Source organism: Pacificispira sp., from assembly GCF_965228185.1.
GTDB lineage: Bacteria > Pseudomonadota > Alphaproteobacteria > UBA8366 > Aestuariispiraceae > Pacificispira.
The window spans coordinates 864,404-880,140 of record NZ_CBDDHE010000003.1 but is presented as its reverse complement, the minus strand read 5'-3'; the positions used below and the strand labels follow the sequence as shown (position 1 = coordinate 880,140).

The following is a 15,737-nucleotide window of genomic DNA, read 5'->3' as shown; positions in this document are numbered from 1 at the left end:
GAATGCGGATGACCGGGCGTTGCCATTGCGGCGGGATCGAATACGAAGCCGACATCGACCCGCAGGATGTGATCGTCTGTCACTGCACCGATTGTCAGACCCTGTCCGGCAGCGCCTATCGCACCGTTGCCTTCACCGCCCCGGACGGGCTGACGCTGTTGAAGGGGGAACCGACGGTCTATGTGAAGACCGCCGACAGCGGCCGCGAACGGCAGCAAAGCTTCTGCCCGACCTGCGGGGCGCCGATCTACTCCGCGCCGAACACCGGCGGTCCGAAAGTCTACGGCATCCGCGTTGGCACGTTGGACAACCGGCGGGATCTCGTACCGTCGAAACAGTTTTACTGCGGCAGCCGGCTGGATTGGTTGCCGCTGATGCAGGCCGAGGATATCGGCGGCGACGTCTAGTGCGGTACCGTCACCGTCATTTCCACCCCGCCCCATTCGTGGACGCTGTCATGGGCGCGCACCGTGACTTCATCGATCTCTTCCGGGATCACCACCCCTGACAGAGAGCGGGTGAAGGGCTGTTCGTCGACATGGGGATGAAGCAGCTTGCGGTATCCAAGCGGCGTGCCATCAGGCGCCAGCACTTCCCAACCGTCGGCGTAGTGGTCCCAGCCTTCATCCGCGTGCCGGACGGTCACATCAAAGCGATAGGTCCCGTCTCCCTGCGCAGACACGGTCACCGCAACCACATCCGCCTCGCCGGCCGCCAGCGGCGCGGCGGTACAGAGGATCAGGATCGCGGCGGATAGCAGGCTGCGCATTGGGTATCTCCATTCAGGACTCGATCGGCCTGGGTTTCCGGTCGCTTCCGATCGCGACATAGGTGTAGACGCCTTCGGTGACCAGGCATCGTTCCGTCGAATGGGCGCGCAGGGCCCAGGCCTGGACATTCACCGCGATGGATGTCCTTCCGATCCGCACAATATCGCCATAGCAGCAGACGATATCGCCGACGAAAACCGGCAGATAGAAGGTCATGCCGTCGACCGCGACCGTTGCGACCCTTCCTTTCGCCTTGGTGGCGGCGAGGATGCCGCCGGCGACGTCCATCTGGGACAGGACCCAACCGCCAAAAATATCACCGGACGGGTTGGTATCTGCCGGCATGGCCAAGGTGCGGATCTGCAGTTCTCCGCGCGGATCACTCTGGGACGACTCACTCATGACGCGCATCCTATATCTAGTATCGCCGGCCTCTCCCCTATACCTTATAGGCTTGATAGAGTCGGGTCTGACCGTATAATGCCGATATGAGCGATCTTTTCCAGAACTCCGGCGCCAAGGGTGCCGACTATTCCGCCAAAGACATTGAGGTCCTTGAGGGCCTGGAGCCCGTGCGCCGCCGCCCCGGCATGTATATCGGCGGCACGGATGAGCGCGCGTTCCACCATCTCGTCGCCGAAGTCCTGGACAATTCCATGGACGAGGCTGTGGCCGGCCATGCGAGCCGGATCGAGCTTGAACTGGACGAGGACGGTACCTGCACGGTGCGCGACAATGGGCGCGGCATCCCGATCGACCCGCATCCGAAATACAAGGACAAGTCCGCTCTGGAAGTGATCCTGACCACCCTCCATTCCGGCGGCAAATTCTCGGGCAAGGCCTATGCAACCTCCGGCGGGTTGCACGGTGTCGGGATTTCCGTGGTCAACGCCCTGTCGGAAGTGCTGACGGTCGAAGTGGCGCGGGATCGCACCCTGTTCCGTCAGACATTCTCGCGCGGTCTGCCCCAAGACAAACTGCGCAAGGTCGGCGATGCGCCGAACCGGCGCGGTACATCCGTTACCTTCAAGCCCGATGCCGAGATTTTCGGCGACAAGATCCGCTTCGAACCGGAGCGCCTCTACAAGATGGCGCGTTCCAAGGCCTATCTTTTCAAGGGCGTGGAAATCCGATGGAGTTGTGCACCGTCCCTGCTGCCCGCCGGCAGCGAGGTGCCGCAAAAGGGCGTTCTGCATTTCCCGGGCGGTTTGAGGGACTATCTGACCTTCACCCTGGGTGCGCGCGCGACCATTACGCCCCGCCCGTTCGCCGCCGGTTGGAAGGCGCAGGACGGCGTCGGCCAGATGGAATGGGCCATCCATTGGCCCGCCGATGGCGACGGGTTCTGCCACACCTACTGCAACACCGTGCCGACGCCGCAGGGCGGCACCCATGAAAGCGCAATGCGCTCCGCCCTGGCCAAGTCGATCCGTGCCTATGGCGAATTGGTCGGCAACAAGAAGGCGGCACAGATCACCGGCGACGATGTGACCGGCGAGGCCAGCATCATGCTGTCGGTCTTCATCCCGGACCCGCAATTCCAGGGCCAGACCAAGGAAAAGCTGGTTTCCGTCGACGCCGGCAAGATGGTCGAAAGCGCCCTGAAGGACCGGTTCGATCACTGGCTGGCGGAAGACCCCGCCTCCGCCAACGATCTGCTGGAACGCATTCTGGAGCGCGTGGACGAGCGACAGCGCCGCAAACAGCAGAAAGAGCAACGCCGCAAGACGCCGACCCGCAAGTTGCGCCTGCCCGGCAAGCTGGCCGATTGTTCGGACGAAAGCGCCGAGGGCACCGAAATTTTCCTGGTCGAGGGCGACAGTGCCGGCGGCAGCGCCAAGCAGGCCCGGGATCGGAAGACCCAGGCGATCCTGCCGATGAAGGGCAAGATCCTGAACGTCGCGTCCGCTTCCGCCGACAAGCTGAAGCAGAACCAGGAATTGAAGGACATCATCCAGGCTCTCGGCTGCGGCACACGGGCCGATTTCCGCCTGGACAAGCTGCGCTATGAACGGGTCATCATCATGACCGACGCCGATGTCGACGGCGCCCACATTGCGTCGCTGCTGATGACCTTCTTCTATCGCGAAATGCCGGGACTGGTGGAGTCCGGGCGGCTCTTCCTGGCACAGCCGCCGCTGTATCGCCTGACGCATGGCGGAAAGTCGGTCTATGTAATGGACGACGCCGCGAAGGACGCGGCGTTGAAATCCGAATTCAAGGCGAATGCCAAAGTCGACATCAGCCGCTTCAAGGGCCTGGGCGAAATGCCGCCGCCGCAATTGCGCGAAACGACGATGGATCCGGCCAAGCGCACCCTGCTGCGCGTCGAACTGCCGGACCGAAGCCGTGAGGAGGAGCTGGAAGAAAGCCGCCGCACCGCCCGGATCGTCGAGACCCTGATGGGCAAGAAGCCGGAATTGCGCTTCCAGTACATCCAGGACAATGCCCAGTTTATCGAGGATTTGGACGTCTGATCCGCCACTTTGATTTTCGATCCTGCCGCCCCATATCCTGATCATGGGGGCGGATCGAACGCGGAGACATCCAATGGGACGTCCCTTGAAGCGGGTTATTCCAGCCGCAATGCTGCTGCTCTCGGCCTGTTCGGGCGGGACGCTCTACAATCAGCATTTCGCGAATTCCTATGAGTTTCTGGAACTGATGGCCTTTCACGGCGGGAACGACATGCGTCTTGTCGTATCCGGCGATCCCTATTCGATCGATGACGGCGCATTGAACCGCGCCGTCGGCACAGCGATGAGCGGACGGAACGAAGGTCTGCCGATAACCTTTACCGAAACGCCACAGGTTGAAACCGGGCCCGGCCGGATCGAGATCCTGTTCCAGCCGCCGGCCAACGCGATCGGTGCCCGGTTGTGCCGGGGCGAGACCAAACCGGATCCGAATGGCGGGACCGCAGACCGGGCGTTGATCGTCTATTGCAAACGGGACCGGGATCTCAGTTCGCTTTGGCTGAAACTCCCGGAAGGCGCGGCCCCGGGCAATCAAGCATTCAACGACGCCTTCGCCCTGGCGATCCGGGAATTGCTGCCCAGCGATCCGCCCTTGGACCGCGGCGAAAGGTGCCTCAACTGCCTTGTCGAATTGCCGAACCGGATCAGGTGATCAGGCCCCGCAGATCCTTGAATGCGGGCGTCGCGGCCTGGTGAAGCCATTCGAACAGGGTCATTTCCAGCGTCACGACCGAAATGCCGGCGGCCAGGAACCGATCCTTCGCGACCAGAACGCTGTCCGGCGCACGGCTTGAGACCGCATCCAGAACGACAAAGACATCATAGCCCGCTTCCTTGAAGCCGAACGCCGATTGAAGAACACAGACATGCGCCTCGACGCCGCATAGGATCAATTGCCGTCGGCCGGACTGGGCCACCGCCTTTGCAATGCCAGGGTCCGCAGCGCAGGAGAAATGCACCTTGGGCAGGATTTCTCCTTCCTCCAACACGGCGGACAAATCCGCGACGCTCGGCCCCAGGCCTCTTGGATACTGCTCGCTGCACAGCACGGGAACATCGAGACGCCGCGCTGCCTGGATCAGTTTCAATGTGTTGGTCAGGACACGGTCCCCGTCGTGAATCGCCGGCAGCAATCGCTCTTGAATGTCGATGGTCAGCAGCAAGGATCGGGTCGCGTCGATTAACATAAGTCACCTTTGGGCCAATTCCGGGCATGTCAGAACCGGAAGACCGTAGCCGTATGGCAACAGTTGGGCAATCGCATGTCCTTGAGTCGGCTCGGTTTACGGCGCGTCGTTGACAGGAAAGGCGCGCGGCCTATAGTCCGCCGCAATTGAAGACGCCGGATTTGGTCGATTCTGACGCAATCCACCGGCGAGAAGGAACGCATGGCGACGACTTTTGCCGATCTCGGTCTCAGTGACCCCATCCTGCGCGCGATCAGCGACGCAGGCTATGAAACCCCGACCCCGATCCAAGAAAAAGCGATTCCCTATGTCCTGATGAACCGGGACATTCTGGGCTGCGCGCAGACCGGGACGGGCAAGACCGCGTCCTTCACCCTTCCGATGATCGATATCCTGTCCCAGGGTCGTGGCCGGGCGCGTATGCCGCGCACGGTGATCCTGGAGCCGACGCGCGAATTGGCCGCGCAGGTCGCCGACAATTTCGAGACCTATGGGAAGTACAACAAGCTGAACATGGCCCTTTTGATCGGCGGCGTCTCCTTCTCGGAGCAAGAGGCCAAGATCAACCGGGGTGTCGACGTCCTGATCGCGACGCCGGGCCGTCTGCTGGACCATTGCGAACGCGGCAAGGTCATCCTGACCGACGTGAAGGTTCTGGTGATCGACGAAGGCGACCGGATGCTGGACATGGGTTTCATCCCCGATGTCGAGAAACTGGTCTCGCTGATGCCGCCGCTGCGTCAGACGCTGATGTTCTCGGCCACGATGCCGCCGGAAATCCGCAAGCTGGCATCGAAGTTCCTCAGCAATCCGAAGGAAATCACCGTCGCGCCGCCGGCCAGCACCGCCGACACGATCGAACAACGCCTGATGAAGGTCGACGGTCGCCAGAAGCGCAGGACGCTGGATCGCCTGCTGAAGGACGATACGATCAAGAACGCGCTGGTCTTCTGTAACCGCAAGCGCGATGTCGCGTCGCTGTACCGGGCGCTGGAACAATCCGGCTTCTCGGCAGGCGCCCTGCATGGCGACATGGATCAGTACAAGCGGCTGGAATGGCTGGATAAGTTCAAGAAGAACGAGATCAATATCCTGGTCTGTTCCGATGTCGCGGCGCGCGGCCTCGATATCCCTTCGGTCAGTCACGTCTTCAATTACGACGTCCCGACCCATTCGGAAGACTACGTGCACCGGATCGGCCGAACGGGCCGCGCCGGCCGCAGCGGCGTATCGATCACCTTCGCGTCGGACAATGACCGCAAATATCTCGACGCCATCGAAAAGCTGATCGGGAAGAAGATTCCGCTCGTCGAATCCGGCACAGCGTCGGCATCGAATGACGCCGACGATGCGGTCGACACGACCGAAGAGACCCGCGCCGAAGAACCCAAATCCGAAGCCCGGGAAAGCCGCGGCTCTCGGTCGCGCGGCAAGAGCGCGCCGAAGAAGGAAGAGTCCCGCGAAGGACGCAATCGCCGCGGCGGTCGGGAACGTAGCCCGGCGGCGGAAGCGAATGACGACCCTCTGCCGGATATCTCCGATGTGCCTTATGGCAAGACGGAACAGGTTCCGGCCTTCCTGTTGCGCGCACGGTAAGCCTTTTATCCACCGGGTTTTTCTTGCGCCTTTCCGGTCGCGCGGGGCATTCTCCACTCGTCTGCACAGGTTGCCGGGAGGTCCGATCCGTCATGCGCACGTTATTCGTTCAGGTGAAATGCGACCTGGGGGAAGCCTATACGACTGCCGCCGAGGCGGTGGAATCCGTTGAGCACGTGTCGGAAGTCTATTCGACATCCGGGCAATACGATCTGCTGATGAAATGCTATCTGCCGGAAGACCTGGATGTCGGCCGTTTCGTAACCGACCACATCCAGAAACTGCCGGGCGTGCGGGATACATTCACGATACTTGCGTTCAAGGCGTTCTAAGGGGGAAATCAGATGGCGGATCGGGCGGTTAACGACAGGCAGCTAAAATCCGAAGTCGTCAGTCTGGTGCAATACATCAAGCGATTCCGCGAAGAGATCGCCCAGATGGTCGCGGCCGATGGCAAGCAGACCCGGTTCGAGACCATGTCGGATCAGTTGGACGCGATCGTGGGCGCGACCGAGGATGCCACCCAATCCATCCTGGAGCATATGGAAACCGTGGATGAGTTGGTTGAAAAGTTGCGCGGTGCCGAGAAAGCGGAAGATCGTGAAGGCCTGTGCGATCAGATCAACGAAAAGACCATGGCGGCCATCGAGGCCTGTACCTTCCAGGACATTACCGGCCAGCGCGTGACGAAGATCGTCCGGTCCATGAAGTTCGTCGAAGAGCGAGTGAACGTCATGATCGACCTTTGGGGACATGACGAGATCAATCGCCTCGCCTCAGAATTTGCCGAAGACACCAAGCCGGAAGGGGACGCGGCGCTGCTGAATGGGCCCGCCCTGAAGAAGGAAGCGTCGATTTCCCAAGACGAAATCGACAAGCTGTTCGATTGAGCGCCCTGGACCGACGTCTCAACGCCTACCGCCCGGATCTTGCCGCAAGGTCCCTTGAGGGACGCGTCGACGCCGCCCGCTTTGTCGACGGCGAGCCGGCCCATGTCGTCGCGCCGGTCCTGCCCGTTCGACCGGCCCCGGAAGCGGACCGCCCCCGTGATACGGAGTTTCTGTTCGGCGAGGCGGTAACTGTCTATGACACGGCGGACGGTTGGTCTTGGGTCCAGTCGGACCGGGACGGTTACGTCGGTTATGTCGATGCCGCCGCGCTGTCTTACTCGCAGCCCGCGCCCACCCACAAAATCTCCGCGATCCGAACGCATCTCTATCCCGCCCCGGAACTGAAGCGCTTTGCGGTTTCGGCCCTGCCCCACGGGGCCAGCGTTCATGTCGTCGACACCAATGGTCGCTGGTCCCAGATTGCGGACGGACAATGGCTGTACAGTGCCCATCTGGCGCCGCTGGATCACCGCGAGTCCGATCCGGTCAATGTCGCCGAACGGTTCCTGGAAACGCCCTATCTTTGGGGGGGGCGATCCAGCGAGGGTATGGACTGTTCCGCCTTGATACAGTTCGCGTTGACGGCCTGCGGCATTCCCTGCCCGCGCGATTCCGATATGCAGGAGAAGCAGGTCGGGCACCCCGTCGACCTGGACTCGGGCGATTTCCGGCGCGGCGACCTGGCCTTCTGGCCCGGCCATGTCGGCATCCTATGCGAGCCGGACCGCATCCTTCACTGCAACGCCACGGATATGTCGACACGGGTCTGGACCTTGACGGACTTGCGGGCGCATATTCGCCGGGTCGAAGGCACTGAATTGAGAACGCTCCGTCGACTCTGACGGAGTGTCATTCCCGGGAAAGGACGCATGCCCCGTTTCGCGGCCAACCTGTCCATGCTGTTCACCGAAGTACCGTTTCTGGAACGGTTCGCGGCGGCGCGGGACGCTGGATTCAAGGGCGTCGAATTCCAGTTCCCCTATGAATTTCTGAAAGAGGACATCGCCAAAGCGCGCGAAGACGCGGGCGTCGATATCGTCCTGTTCAACACGCCCGCCGGCGACTGGTCCCGGGGGGACAGGGGCATCGGCGCCCTGCCCGGTCGGGAAGCCGAGTTCGAACGGGGTTTCAGGACCGCCATGGACTATGCGGCCGCCCTGGATTGCCCGCGACTTCACGTCATGGCGGGCATCGCCCCGGTCACCCTGGACGAGCGGGTTCACCATTCCGCCCTGGAGGGCAACCTTCGGCGCATCGCCCCCCATGCCGAACGCGGCGGCGTCACATTGATGGTGGAGCCGATCAACACCCGGGACATGCCGGGATATGTCGTCAATCGAACGGAACAGGCGATCCGCATCATGGACAATGTCCAGGCCAATAACCTGGCGCTGCAACTGGACATTTATCACCGGCAGATCATGCAGGGCGATCTGATGGCCACCATCGAACGGCATATCGGCGTGATCGGCCATATTCAGATCGCCGGCGTTCCCGGCCGGAACGAACCCGATACCGGTGAAGTGAACTATCACGCCCTGTTCGATCGCCTCGACCGTCTTGGTTACGATGGCTGGGTCGGATGCGAGTATCTGCCGCGCGACGACACCTGGTCCGGTCTCGACTGGATGAAGTCCTATCTGAAATGACCGGCGGTTCCGAACCCAAACGGGCCTGGCAGCGCATGCTGAGCGGCCGGCGGCTGGATCTGTTGAACCCCAGCCCTGTCGATATCGAAATCGAAGACATCGCCCACGGCCTGTCGCGGGTCGCCCGCTGGAACGGTCAGACCACCGGCGACTGGGCATTTTCCGTGGCTCAGCACTGCGTGATGGTCGAAGCCTTGGCGGTGGAATTGAGCCCTGGCCTCACCGCCGCGCAACGCCTGATAGCGCTGCTGCACGACGCATCGGAATATGTCGTGGGGGATATGATTTCCCCCTTCAAGACGGCAATCGGCATCGATTATCGCGCGTTGGAAGATCGGCTTCAGTCGGCGATCCACATTCGCTTCGGCCTGCCGCCCCAAACGCCGGTACCCCTCAAGAAACTGATCAAGAAGGCCGATCTTCAGGCTGCACGGATCGAAGCCACCGGCATTGCTGGATTTACGGAGGACGAAGCGCGCAAACTCTGGGGCAAATCACCGGCGGTCCCAAACAGTGGCGCGTTCGATCCAACGCCGCTGCGACCCGATGAGGCGAAGGCACGGATGATCACGCGATACCGTCATTTGTCTGCAGCCATGCAAGCCTGATTGGCAATGACTTCTCGTTTCATTAGTTGTTGCGAGTGATTATTATTATCTTGACCGCCTAAACCTACCGTGAAATGACTTTCGAATGGAACGCCGCAAAACGCGGCCTCCTCCACCTGAACTTCGCGGAATAGCCAGGGACCGAAATACGGCGTTGCCAGCCAGTGCCCCAGCACAGTTCCGGTCTTATGAAATCGTCGGTTAGGAGTAATCATGCGCAAGTCTTGGCTCACCGCCGGAACAATTCTGGCCGGGTTCATGGCGTCCCTGCCCGCCCATGCCCAGAACATGGAGATGACCTTCTCCGGTTCGCTCGACTATCAATTCCAGTTCGCCGACCAGGATCAGCCTTCGGCCGGTACCGGGGTCAATCTATCCGCGGTTGCCGATCAGTCGGAACTGATCTGGGACGCCCGCGCCACTGCCGATAACGGCCTGCAATACGGGGCGTCGATCGAATGGCGTTTCGCCAGCAATGGCGGCAATGGCGGCGGCACCTTCGACGAAGCCTACCTGATGTTCGGCGGCGGCTGGGGCACCCTGCAGGTCGGGTCGGTTGACGATCCGGTCGATGAAATGGCCACCGGCGGCCACGACGTCCAGGCCCATAGCGAAGGGTTCGACGGCGAATTCGGCAATGTTTATACCCAGATCGGCGATGCCGGATTCCTGGGCACCGAAGCCAGTTCGGACGACGCGAACAAGATCGCTTACTACACCCCGAATTTCGGCGGCTTCGAGGCAGGCTTCGCGTTCACACCGGAAAGCAATGTGTCGCTGCAGAGCCAGGGCACGGACACCAGCACCGCCACCAACATCCTGGAATCGTCCTTGGCCTACGGCGTCGAACTCGGGGATGTTGCCGTAACTGCCTCGCTTGGCTACCGGCATGCCGATGCCGACGACAACACTTCCGGATCGGATGTCGAGGACGTCAATGCCTGGCGCACAGGCGTGAAGGTCGGCTTCGGTCCGATCGAGCTGGGCGCGGGCTACGGCTACAACGGAGATTCCGCCTGCCAAAAGGGTACTCAGTGCGATGCGGGCGAGAACGTCCAACTGGGCCTCGGCTGGGACTACGGCGCCGGGCGCTTCGCAGTCGGATACGCCACCGGTTGGGAAACCAACAATGACGGCACGGAAGACTCCATCGACGTTTACAATATCTCGATGGACTACACGGTCACCGAAGGCCTGATCGCCTATGGCGATCTGGTCCATGCCCACAGCGACAACGGCACCGCCGGCGCGGCGAACGAGAACGAAGGCACCGTTCTGCTGGTCGGAACCGCCGTCTTCTTCTGACAGCCAAAGGATATCGTTAATCGATCGGGCGGGACGGCTTTGACTGTCCCGCCCTGCCCCTTGACGGGTTGACTCGCCTCACAGCAAATGCGAGTGACTCGCATTAATAACTTCTCATTCTGGAGGACTCCCGTGACCCCAGCAAAAAAAGCCATGATCGCCGCGGCATTCGCAGCGGTCCCGATGGTATCCGCTCAGGCGGCCGACAAAGGCGCGGTGCTTGATACCTATTCCGACATCGCCCACGCCGCCTATGAGGATTCCCTGATCACGGCCCGTGGCCTGGCCAGTGCGATCGACGCCCTGATCGCGGCGCCCAGTGACGCCACGCTGCAAGCGGCGCGCGCCGCCTGGATTGCGGCCCGCGAGCCCTATCAACAGACGGAGGCCTACCGGTTCGGCAACGCCATCGTCGACGATTGGGAAGGCCGCGTGAACGCCTGGCCTCTGGATGAGGGGCTGATCGATTATGTCGCCTCCTCCTACGGCACGGAATCCGACGCCAACGCGCTTTACACCGTCAACGTCATCGCGAATCCCAAATTGACGGTAAACGGTACCGAGGTCGATGCGACGGACATCACGCCGACGCTGATTGCTGAGACCTTGCACGAGGCCGAGGAAGTCGAAGCCAATGTGGCGAGCGGCTATCACGCCATCGAATTCCTCCTATGGGGCCAGGATCTGAACGGCAGCGATGCCGGCGCCGGCAACCGTCCGGCGACGGATTTCGACACCCAGAACTGCACCAACGGCCATTGCGACCGCCGTGCCGCCTATTTGAAGGCCGCATCGACGCTGCTGATCGCCGACCTGGAGGAAATGGTCGCGAACTGGACCGCCGATGGCGCGGCGCGCGCTGCCCTGATGGAGAATACGGATCAGGGCGTTAGCGCCATCCTGACCGGCATGGGTTCCCTCTCCTATGGCGAATTGGCCGGTGAGCGGATCAAGCTGGGCCTCATGCTGCACGATCCGGAAGAAGAGCATGACTGCTTCTCCGACAATACGCACGATTCCCACTATTTCGATCAGATCGGCATCCGCAACGTCTATACCGGAACCTACCGGCGCATCGACGGATCGGTCGTCGCCGGACCGTCGGTATCCGATCTCGTTCGCGATCAGGACGCCGCGTTGGATGATGAGCTTCGGACCAAGCTCGACGCCGCCGTCACGGCGCTGGCTGTCTTGCGGGCCCGGGCCGAATCCATCGAAGCCTATGACCAGATGATCGGCGAAGGAAACGAAGCCGGCAATGCGGTCGTTCAGGACGTCGTCGACGCCTTGGTAGATCAAACCCGTTCGATTGAGCGTGCGGTTGCGACACTTGGCCTTTCGGCAATCGAGTTCGAAGGCTCGGACAGCCTCGACAATCCGAACGCCGTGTTCCAGTAATCCTTTACCCGTAACGGTTCGAAGGCCGGGCGGGAGAAATTCCGTCCGGCTTTCTGTTTCAGCCCCTTCTTTCGGGCGTTGATTAGAGGCATCCATGGTTTCAAAGCCACGCCCTCGAAAGGGACTGGCGAGCCTAATGGCGTTCGCCCTTCTCGCCACCGGCATGTCCGCATCGCACCTGGCCGCCGGGGGACAGGGCCGCACGGATCTTTCAGCCAAAGATCGCGCCCGCGTTTCCGACGTCATTGCGCCGACAATAGAATTCGATACGCCGGAACGGTTCGAAACCATGTCCGCCGGTGCCGCAACATCGACCGCCACACCGGACGGCAATGCCTTCTCTCACCCGTCCGCCAATCTGGATTTCGAGGGCGAGGAACGGTTCAAGCTGGGGAACGGCCTGTTCAAAAAGGTTTGGGTCGCCTCCCCGTCCTCCACGAGGGCCTCGGATGGGCTGGGTCCCCTGTTCAACGCCCGCTCCTGTCAGCGCTGTCATTTGAAGGACGGCCGCGGGCATCCGCCGAGCGGGCCCGAGGACTCGGCAGTATCCATGTTTCTGCGGCTGTCGATTCCGCCGCAATCGGACGAAGACAAGGCCCTGATCGACAGTGGCCGCCTCGCGCGCATCCCGGAACCGACCTATGGCGGTCAGCTGCAGGATTTCGCTGTCCCAGGTCTTCCCGCCGAAGGGCGGATGCGGATCGAGTATGAGGAACTAGCGGTGGAACTGAAGGGCGAAGCCCCTGCGATCCTGCGCAAGCCGGCCTATTCCATCGACGATCTGGGATACGGGCCGATGCATCCGGAAACATTGATGTCGCCGCGCATCGCCTCACCGATGATCGGGCTGGGTTTGCTGGAGGCGATCCATCCCGACGACATCCTGCGCCAAGCCGACCCGGAGGATTCAAATGCGGACGGAATTTCCGGGCGTGCGAGCTACTATTACGACCCCGCCACAGATGCGATGGTCCTGGCCAGGTTCGGCTGGAAAGCGTCGATGCCGACCGTCGAGATACAATCGGCCCACGCCTTTTCTGGGGATATCGGCCTGTCCACGCCGCTGGTACCGGAGCCTTGGGGCGACTGCACCGAGGGGCAGCCGGAATGCCGCCGTATGCCGCATGGTGTACAGGAGAAATTGGGCGATTCAGAAGCCCCGCCCCCCGTCCTGGACCTGGTTTCCCACTATGCCCGGAACCTGGCGGTCCCGGCCCGGCGGAACGTCGATGATCCGGCCGTCCTGAGGGGCAAGGCGCATTTTTATCAGGCCGGTTGCGCCGCCTGTCATACGCCGAAATATGTGACCAGCCGCGATGCCGGCCATGCGGAACACCGGTTCCAGTTGATCTGGCCCTATACCGATCTGCTGCTGCACGATATGGGTGAAGGCCTGGCGGATGGGCGACCGGTCGGCAGCGCATCAGGCCGAGAATGGCGCACCCCACCGCTTTGGGGGATCGGACTGACCGAGACCGTGAATGGTCACACATTCTTCCTTCATGACGGCCGCGCCAGAAGCCTGCTGGAGGCAATTCTGTGGCATGGCGGCGAAGCCCAGGCGGCCCGGGACACGGTCACGCAAATGTCGCCGGCGGCCCGGCGTGATCTGATCCGGTTCTTGGAGTCCCTGTGATGAAAACGACGAGCGCGCCCATCCTGGCGATTGTGTTCGGACTGTCCGTCGGCCTGCACCCCGACCCGGCACCGGCGGACACGGTGCCCCTGTCAGGGGCTGTTTCCAATGCCATAGAGCAGGTCATCATTCCGGATTATGAAGCCCTGGTTGCGACGTCGGAGACTGCGGTTAAGGCAATGTCCGCCCTTTGCGAGGAACCAGATTCGGTCGGCCTGACCCGCGCGCGGGAAGCATTCGCGCCACTGGCTATAGCGTTTTCTGCGGTTGAGCCCTATCGCTTCGGGCCGTCGCGGGCAGAGAACCGCTTTGAGCGGCTGTTCTTCTGGCCGGATTCACGAGGCCGGGGTCTGCGGCAGGTTCAAGGCATTCTGGCGGAAAAGGACGATACCGCCATCGACCGGGAGAGCCTGCAGCAAAAAAGCGTCGCGGTGCAGGGACTCCCGGCCCTGGAATTCCTTCTGTTTGGGACGGACAGCGATGCTATCGCGAGGGGTGAGGACACGTTTCGTTGCCGTTATGCCCAGGCAACCGCCGAAGCGATCTCGGATGTCTCTCGGCAATTGCTAAACGCCTGGAACGCCGAGGACGGCATCGCGGCCCGACTTCGCAATCCGGCGGATGACAATCCGGTCTACCGTACTTCAGAAGAAGCCATGCAGGAGCTGCTGAAGGCAGTCCGACAGCAACTTCAGGCAACGGCGGAGTTGAAGCTCGAGGTCGCCCTGGGAGACGCTCCGGACCGGTCCAAGCCGAAGACACTTCCCTTCTGGCGCTCCGGCCTGGCGCTCAAGGCCGTCGATGCCAATCTGGAAGCCGTTGCACGCTTGATTGACGCCTGGAACCTTCCGGCAATTCTGGACGAAGAAACGGCCTTGATCGCCCAGCAGCTCGATTACGAACTGAAAACCGCGCAGGATGCCGTCACCCGTGCCAACGCGATCGATCCGGACATTCAAGCGGTCGTGAAAAGCCAGGAGGGCCATAGCCAGTTGGCCTATTCGCGCATTCCCATGAAGAGTGTAATCGCCCTTCTGTCGGAGGACATTGCACATGCGCTCGGATTGACGGTCGGCTTCAATGCGCTCGACGGCGATTGATCCAAACCGCCGTACGGCCCTTGCCCTTCTGGCGGTGGGTAGCACATTCCCGCTGACCGTTCGCAGCGCATCTGGCGGCCCTGATCGCAACATGGTCTACCTGTCGTCCAGGCGATTGCCGGATGGCGGGGACGCAGGAACTCTGCTCGACGGCGACGGCCGCATTCTGGCCGAATTCCCGCTCGCAGGCCGCGGGCATGGCGGCGCGGTTTCCCCGGACGGGCGGTTCTGTGTGCTGTTCGCCCGCCGTCCCGGCACCAGCGCCCTTGTCATCGACCGGGTCCAGGGAAGCCTGGCACAGATTATTCGCGCCCGCCGCGACCGCCATTTCTATGGCCATGGTTTCTTTAGCGCGGACGGCAGGCTTCTCTTTGCCACCGAGAACGACTTCGACGGTGTGCGGGGCGTTCTGGGCATCTACGACGCCACGGATTCCTACCGCAGGGTCGGAGAGTTCGATACGGGCGGCATCGGCCCTCATCAATGTTTATCGACCGCCGACGGGCGGATGGCGGTCATCGCCAATGGCGGTATCGAAACCCATCCGGACTTTCCGCGCCGGAAGCTCAATCTGGCCACCATGGCACCAAATGTTACGCGTATCGATCTGCGGACCGGCGCGTGTCTCGACCGACAGGCCCTGCCGGACGCGCTGCGGCAATTGTCGCTGCGCCATATCGTGGAAGCCCCGGATGGCGCAATCTGGATCGGCGGCCAGTATCAGGGACCGGACCAGGACAATGTCCCGATCCTGGCGGTCGCCCGGCCCGGCGGCGGGACCCTGACCACATTGGATACGCTGGGAGAGGACGGCGCGCGGGCCCGTCATTACATCGGATCCGTCGCGTCGAACCCGCGAACCGGGCAGATTGCGGTCACTGCGCCACGCGGCGGGTTTGCCCATGTTCTCGACGGCCGGACGGGCCAAAGTCTGCGCCGGCTGGAAATCGCCGATGTCTGCGGCGTCGCCCCTCTGGCCGCTGGCTTTCTGTTCAGCGATGGCCAAGGCGGGTTGTGGCGTGACGGCGAAGCGTTAACGCGCCTGCCGGGAACGGCCTGGGACAATCACCTGACGGTTCTGACCGCCGTTTAGCGGGATCGTTTTGCCCCAGGCCGACCTG

17 protein-coding genes are annotated in these 15,737 nt (G+C 62.0%); 14 read left to right on the top strand and 3 right to left on the bottom strand.

The annotated features are described in order from the left end of the window. Positions 1-8: 8 nt before the first annotated feature. Positions 9-407 carry a GFA family protein gene (locus tag ACO06O_RS07755; RefSeq protein ID WP_421877966.1) on the top strand — a complete coding sequence of 133 codons (399 nt, stop codon included), beginning with the start codon at positions 9-11 and terminating at the stop codon, positions 405-407. On the opposite strand, the gene ACO06O_RS07750 is transcribed toward ACO06O_RS07755, so the two are convergent. Beyond that, a complete protein-coding gene (locus tag ACO06O_RS07750; protein WP_421877964.1) occupies positions 404-769 on the bottom strand; it encodes a hypothetical protein in 366 nt (121 codons plus the stop codon). The two genes, ACO06O_RS07755 and ACO06O_RS07750, sit on opposite strands and share 4 nt — an antisense overlap. 13 nt (positions 770-782) lie before the next feature. Further along, positions 783-1,172, bottom strand: a complete 390-nt coding sequence (locus ACO06O_RS07745; protein ID WP_421877962.1) for an acyl-CoA thioesterase — start codon at positions 1,170-1,172, stop codon at positions 783-785. An 86-nt stretch (positions 1,173-1,258) separates the two neighbouring features. Between ACO06O_RS07745 and parE the strand changes: the two genes are divergently transcribed. Next, positions 1,259-3,247 carry a DNA topoisomerase IV subunit B gene (parE, locus tag ACO06O_RS07740; RefSeq protein ID WP_421877960.1) on the top strand — a complete coding sequence of 663 codons (1,989 nt, stop codon included), beginning with the start codon at positions 1,259-1,261 and terminating at the stop codon, positions 3,245-3,247. 73 nt (positions 3,248-3,320) lie between these two features. Then, positions 3,321-3,899 (top strand): hypothetical protein, encoded by a 579-nt coding sequence (locus ACO06O_RS07735; protein ID WP_421877958.1) that lies wholly within the window; start codon positions 3,321-3,323, stop codon positions 3,897-3,899. Here ACO06O_RS07735 and ACO06O_RS07730 read toward each other — a convergent pair. Further along, positions 3,892-4,434 carry a hydrolase gene (locus ACO06O_RS07730; RefSeq protein WP_421877956.1) on the bottom strand — a complete coding sequence of 181 codons (543 nt, stop codon included), beginning with the start codon at positions 4,432-4,434 and terminating at the stop codon, positions 3,892-3,894. The two genes, ACO06O_RS07735 and ACO06O_RS07730, sit on opposite strands and share 8 nt — an antisense overlap. Positions 4,435-4,635: 201 nt before the next feature. Between ACO06O_RS07730 and ACO06O_RS07725 the strand changes: the two genes are divergently transcribed. The 11 genes from ACO06O_RS07725 (at position 4,636) to ACO06O_RS07675 (ending at position 15,709) form a co-directional block, all read left to right on the top strand. After that, positions 4,636-6,030, top strand: a complete 1,395-nt coding sequence (locus ACO06O_RS07725; protein ID WP_421877954.1) for a DEAD/DEAH box helicase — start codon at positions 4,636-4,638, stop codon at positions 6,028-6,030. Positions 6,031-6,122: 92 nt separating this feature from the next. After that, positions 6,123-6,362 carry an Lrp/AsnC ligand binding domain-containing protein gene (locus ACO06O_RS07720; protein WP_420416953.1) on the top strand — a complete coding sequence of 80 codons (240 nt, stop codon included), beginning with the start codon at positions 6,123-6,125 and terminating at the stop codon, positions 6,360-6,362. 12 nt (positions 6,363-6,374) lie between these two features. Next, positions 6,375-6,920 (top strand): protein phosphatase CheZ, encoded by a 546-nt coding sequence (locus tag ACO06O_RS07715; protein ID WP_421877952.1) that lies wholly within the window; start codon positions 6,375-6,377, stop codon positions 6,918-6,920. After that, positions 6,917-7,762, top strand: coding sequence for a C40 family peptidase (locus ACO06O_RS07710; protein WP_421877950.1), 846 nt, complete (start codon positions 6,917-6,919; stop codon positions 7,760-7,762). Before ACO06O_RS07715 ends, ACO06O_RS07710 begins: the two co-directional genes overlap by 4 nt. 27 nt (positions 7,763-7,789) lie before the next feature. After that, positions 7,790-8,569, top strand: a complete 780-nt coding sequence (gene otnI / locus ACO06O_RS07705) for a 2-oxo-tetronate isomerase (protein WP_421877948.1) — start codon at positions 7,790-7,792, stop codon at positions 8,567-8,569. Further along, the gene (locus ACO06O_RS07700) at positions 8,566-9,177 is read left to right on the top strand and encodes a hypothetical protein (RefSeq protein ID WP_421877946.1); all 612 of its coding nucleotides are present in this window, start codon (positions 8,566-8,568) and stop codon (positions 9,175-9,177) included. Before otnI ends, ACO06O_RS07700 begins: the two co-directional genes overlap by 4 nt. A 213-nt stretch (positions 9,178-9,390) precedes the next feature. After that, complete coding sequence (locus ACO06O_RS07695) at positions 9,391-10,482, top strand: porin (RefSeq protein ID WP_421877944.1); 1,092 nt, start codon at positions 9,391-9,393, stop codon at positions 10,480-10,482. Positions 10,483-10,665: 183 nt separating this feature from the next. Then, complete coding sequence (locus ACO06O_RS07690) at positions 10,666-11,880, top strand: imelysin family protein (protein ID WP_421878145.1); 1,215 nt, start codon at positions 10,666-10,668, stop codon at positions 11,878-11,880. A gap of 136 nt (positions 11,881-12,016) precedes the next feature. Then, complete coding sequence (locus tag ACO06O_RS07685; RefSeq protein WP_421877942.1) at positions 12,017-13,516, top strand: di-heme oxidoredictase family protein; 1,500 nt, start codon at positions 12,017-12,019, stop codon at positions 13,514-13,516. Continuing rightward, positions 13,516-14,616, top strand: a complete 1,101-nt coding sequence (locus ACO06O_RS07680) for an imelysin family protein (RefSeq protein ID WP_421877940.1) — start codon at positions 13,516-13,518, stop codon at positions 14,614-14,616. The genes ACO06O_RS07685 and ACO06O_RS07680 overlap by 1 nt, the downstream gene beginning before the upstream one ends. A gap of 91 nt (positions 14,617-14,707) precedes the next feature. Further along, on the top strand, positions 14,708-15,709 hold the full coding sequence (locus ACO06O_RS07675) for a DUF1513 domain-containing protein (protein WP_421877938.1): 1,002 nt from the start codon (positions 14,708-14,710) through the stop codon (positions 15,707-15,709). The last annotated feature ends 28 nt before the right edge of the window (positions 15,710-15,737 follow it).

Excerpts from the sequence above, each read along its gene's own strand:
- ACO06O_RS07755 (WP_421877966.1), top strand. The coding sequence starts at position 9 with ATGACCGGGCGTTGCCATTGCGGCGGGATCGAATACGAAGCCGACATC.
- ACO06O_RS07750 (WP_421877964.1), bottom strand. The coding sequence starts at position 769 with ATGCGCAGCCTGCTATCCGCCGCGATCCTGATCCTCTGTACCGCCGCG.
- ACO06O_RS07745 (WP_421877962.1), bottom strand. The coding sequence starts at position 1,172 with ATGAGTGAGTCGTCCCAGAGTGATCCGCGCGGAGAACTGCAGATCCGC.
- parE (WP_421877960.1), top strand. The coding sequence starts at position 1,259 with ATGAGCGATCTTTTCCAGAACTCCGGCGCCAAGGGTGCCGACTATTCC.
- ACO06O_RS07735 (WP_421877958.1), top strand. The coding sequence starts at position 3,321 with ATGGGACGTCCCTTGAAGCGGGTTATTCCAGCCGCAATGCTGCTGCTC.
- ACO06O_RS07730 (WP_421877956.1), bottom strand. The coding sequence starts at position 4,434 with ATGTTAATCGACGCGACCCGATCCTTGCTGCTGACCATCGACATTCAA.
- ACO06O_RS07725 (WP_421877954.1), top strand. The coding sequence starts at position 4,636 with ATGGCGACGACTTTTGCCGATCTCGGTCTCAGTGACCCCATCCTGCGC.
- ACO06O_RS07720 (WP_420416953.1), top strand. The coding sequence starts at position 6,123 with ATGCGCACGTTATTCGTTCAGGTGAAATGCGACCTGGGGGAAGCCTAT.
- ACO06O_RS07715 (WP_421877952.1), top strand. The coding sequence starts at position 6,375 with ATGGCGGATCGGGCGGTTAACGACAGGCAGCTAAAATCCGAAGTCGTC.
- otnI (WP_421877948.1), top strand. The coding sequence starts at position 7,790 with ATGCCCCGTTTCGCGGCCAACCTGTCCATGCTGTTCACCGAAGTACCG.
- ACO06O_RS07700 (WP_421877946.1), top strand. The coding sequence starts at position 8,566 with ATGACCGGCGGTTCCGAACCCAAACGGGCCTGGCAGCGCATGCTGAGC.
- ACO06O_RS07695 (WP_421877944.1), top strand. The coding sequence starts at position 9,391 with ATGCGCAAGTCTTGGCTCACCGCCGGAACAATTCTGGCCGGGTTCATG.
- ACO06O_RS07690 (WP_421878145.1), top strand. The coding sequence starts at position 10,666 with ATGGTATCCGCTCAGGCGGCCGACAAAGGCGCGGTGCTTGATACCTAT.
- ACO06O_RS07685 (WP_421877942.1), top strand. The coding sequence starts at position 12,017 with ATGGCGTTCGCCCTTCTCGCCACCGGCATGTCCGCATCGCACCTGGCC.
- ACO06O_RS07680 (WP_421877940.1), top strand. The coding sequence starts at position 13,516 with ATGAAAACGACGAGCGCGCCCATCCTGGCGATTGTGTTCGGACTGTCC.
- ACO06O_RS07675 (WP_421877938.1), top strand. The coding sequence starts at position 14,708 with ATGGTCTACCTGTCGTCCAGGCGATTGCCGGATGGCGGGGACGCAGGA.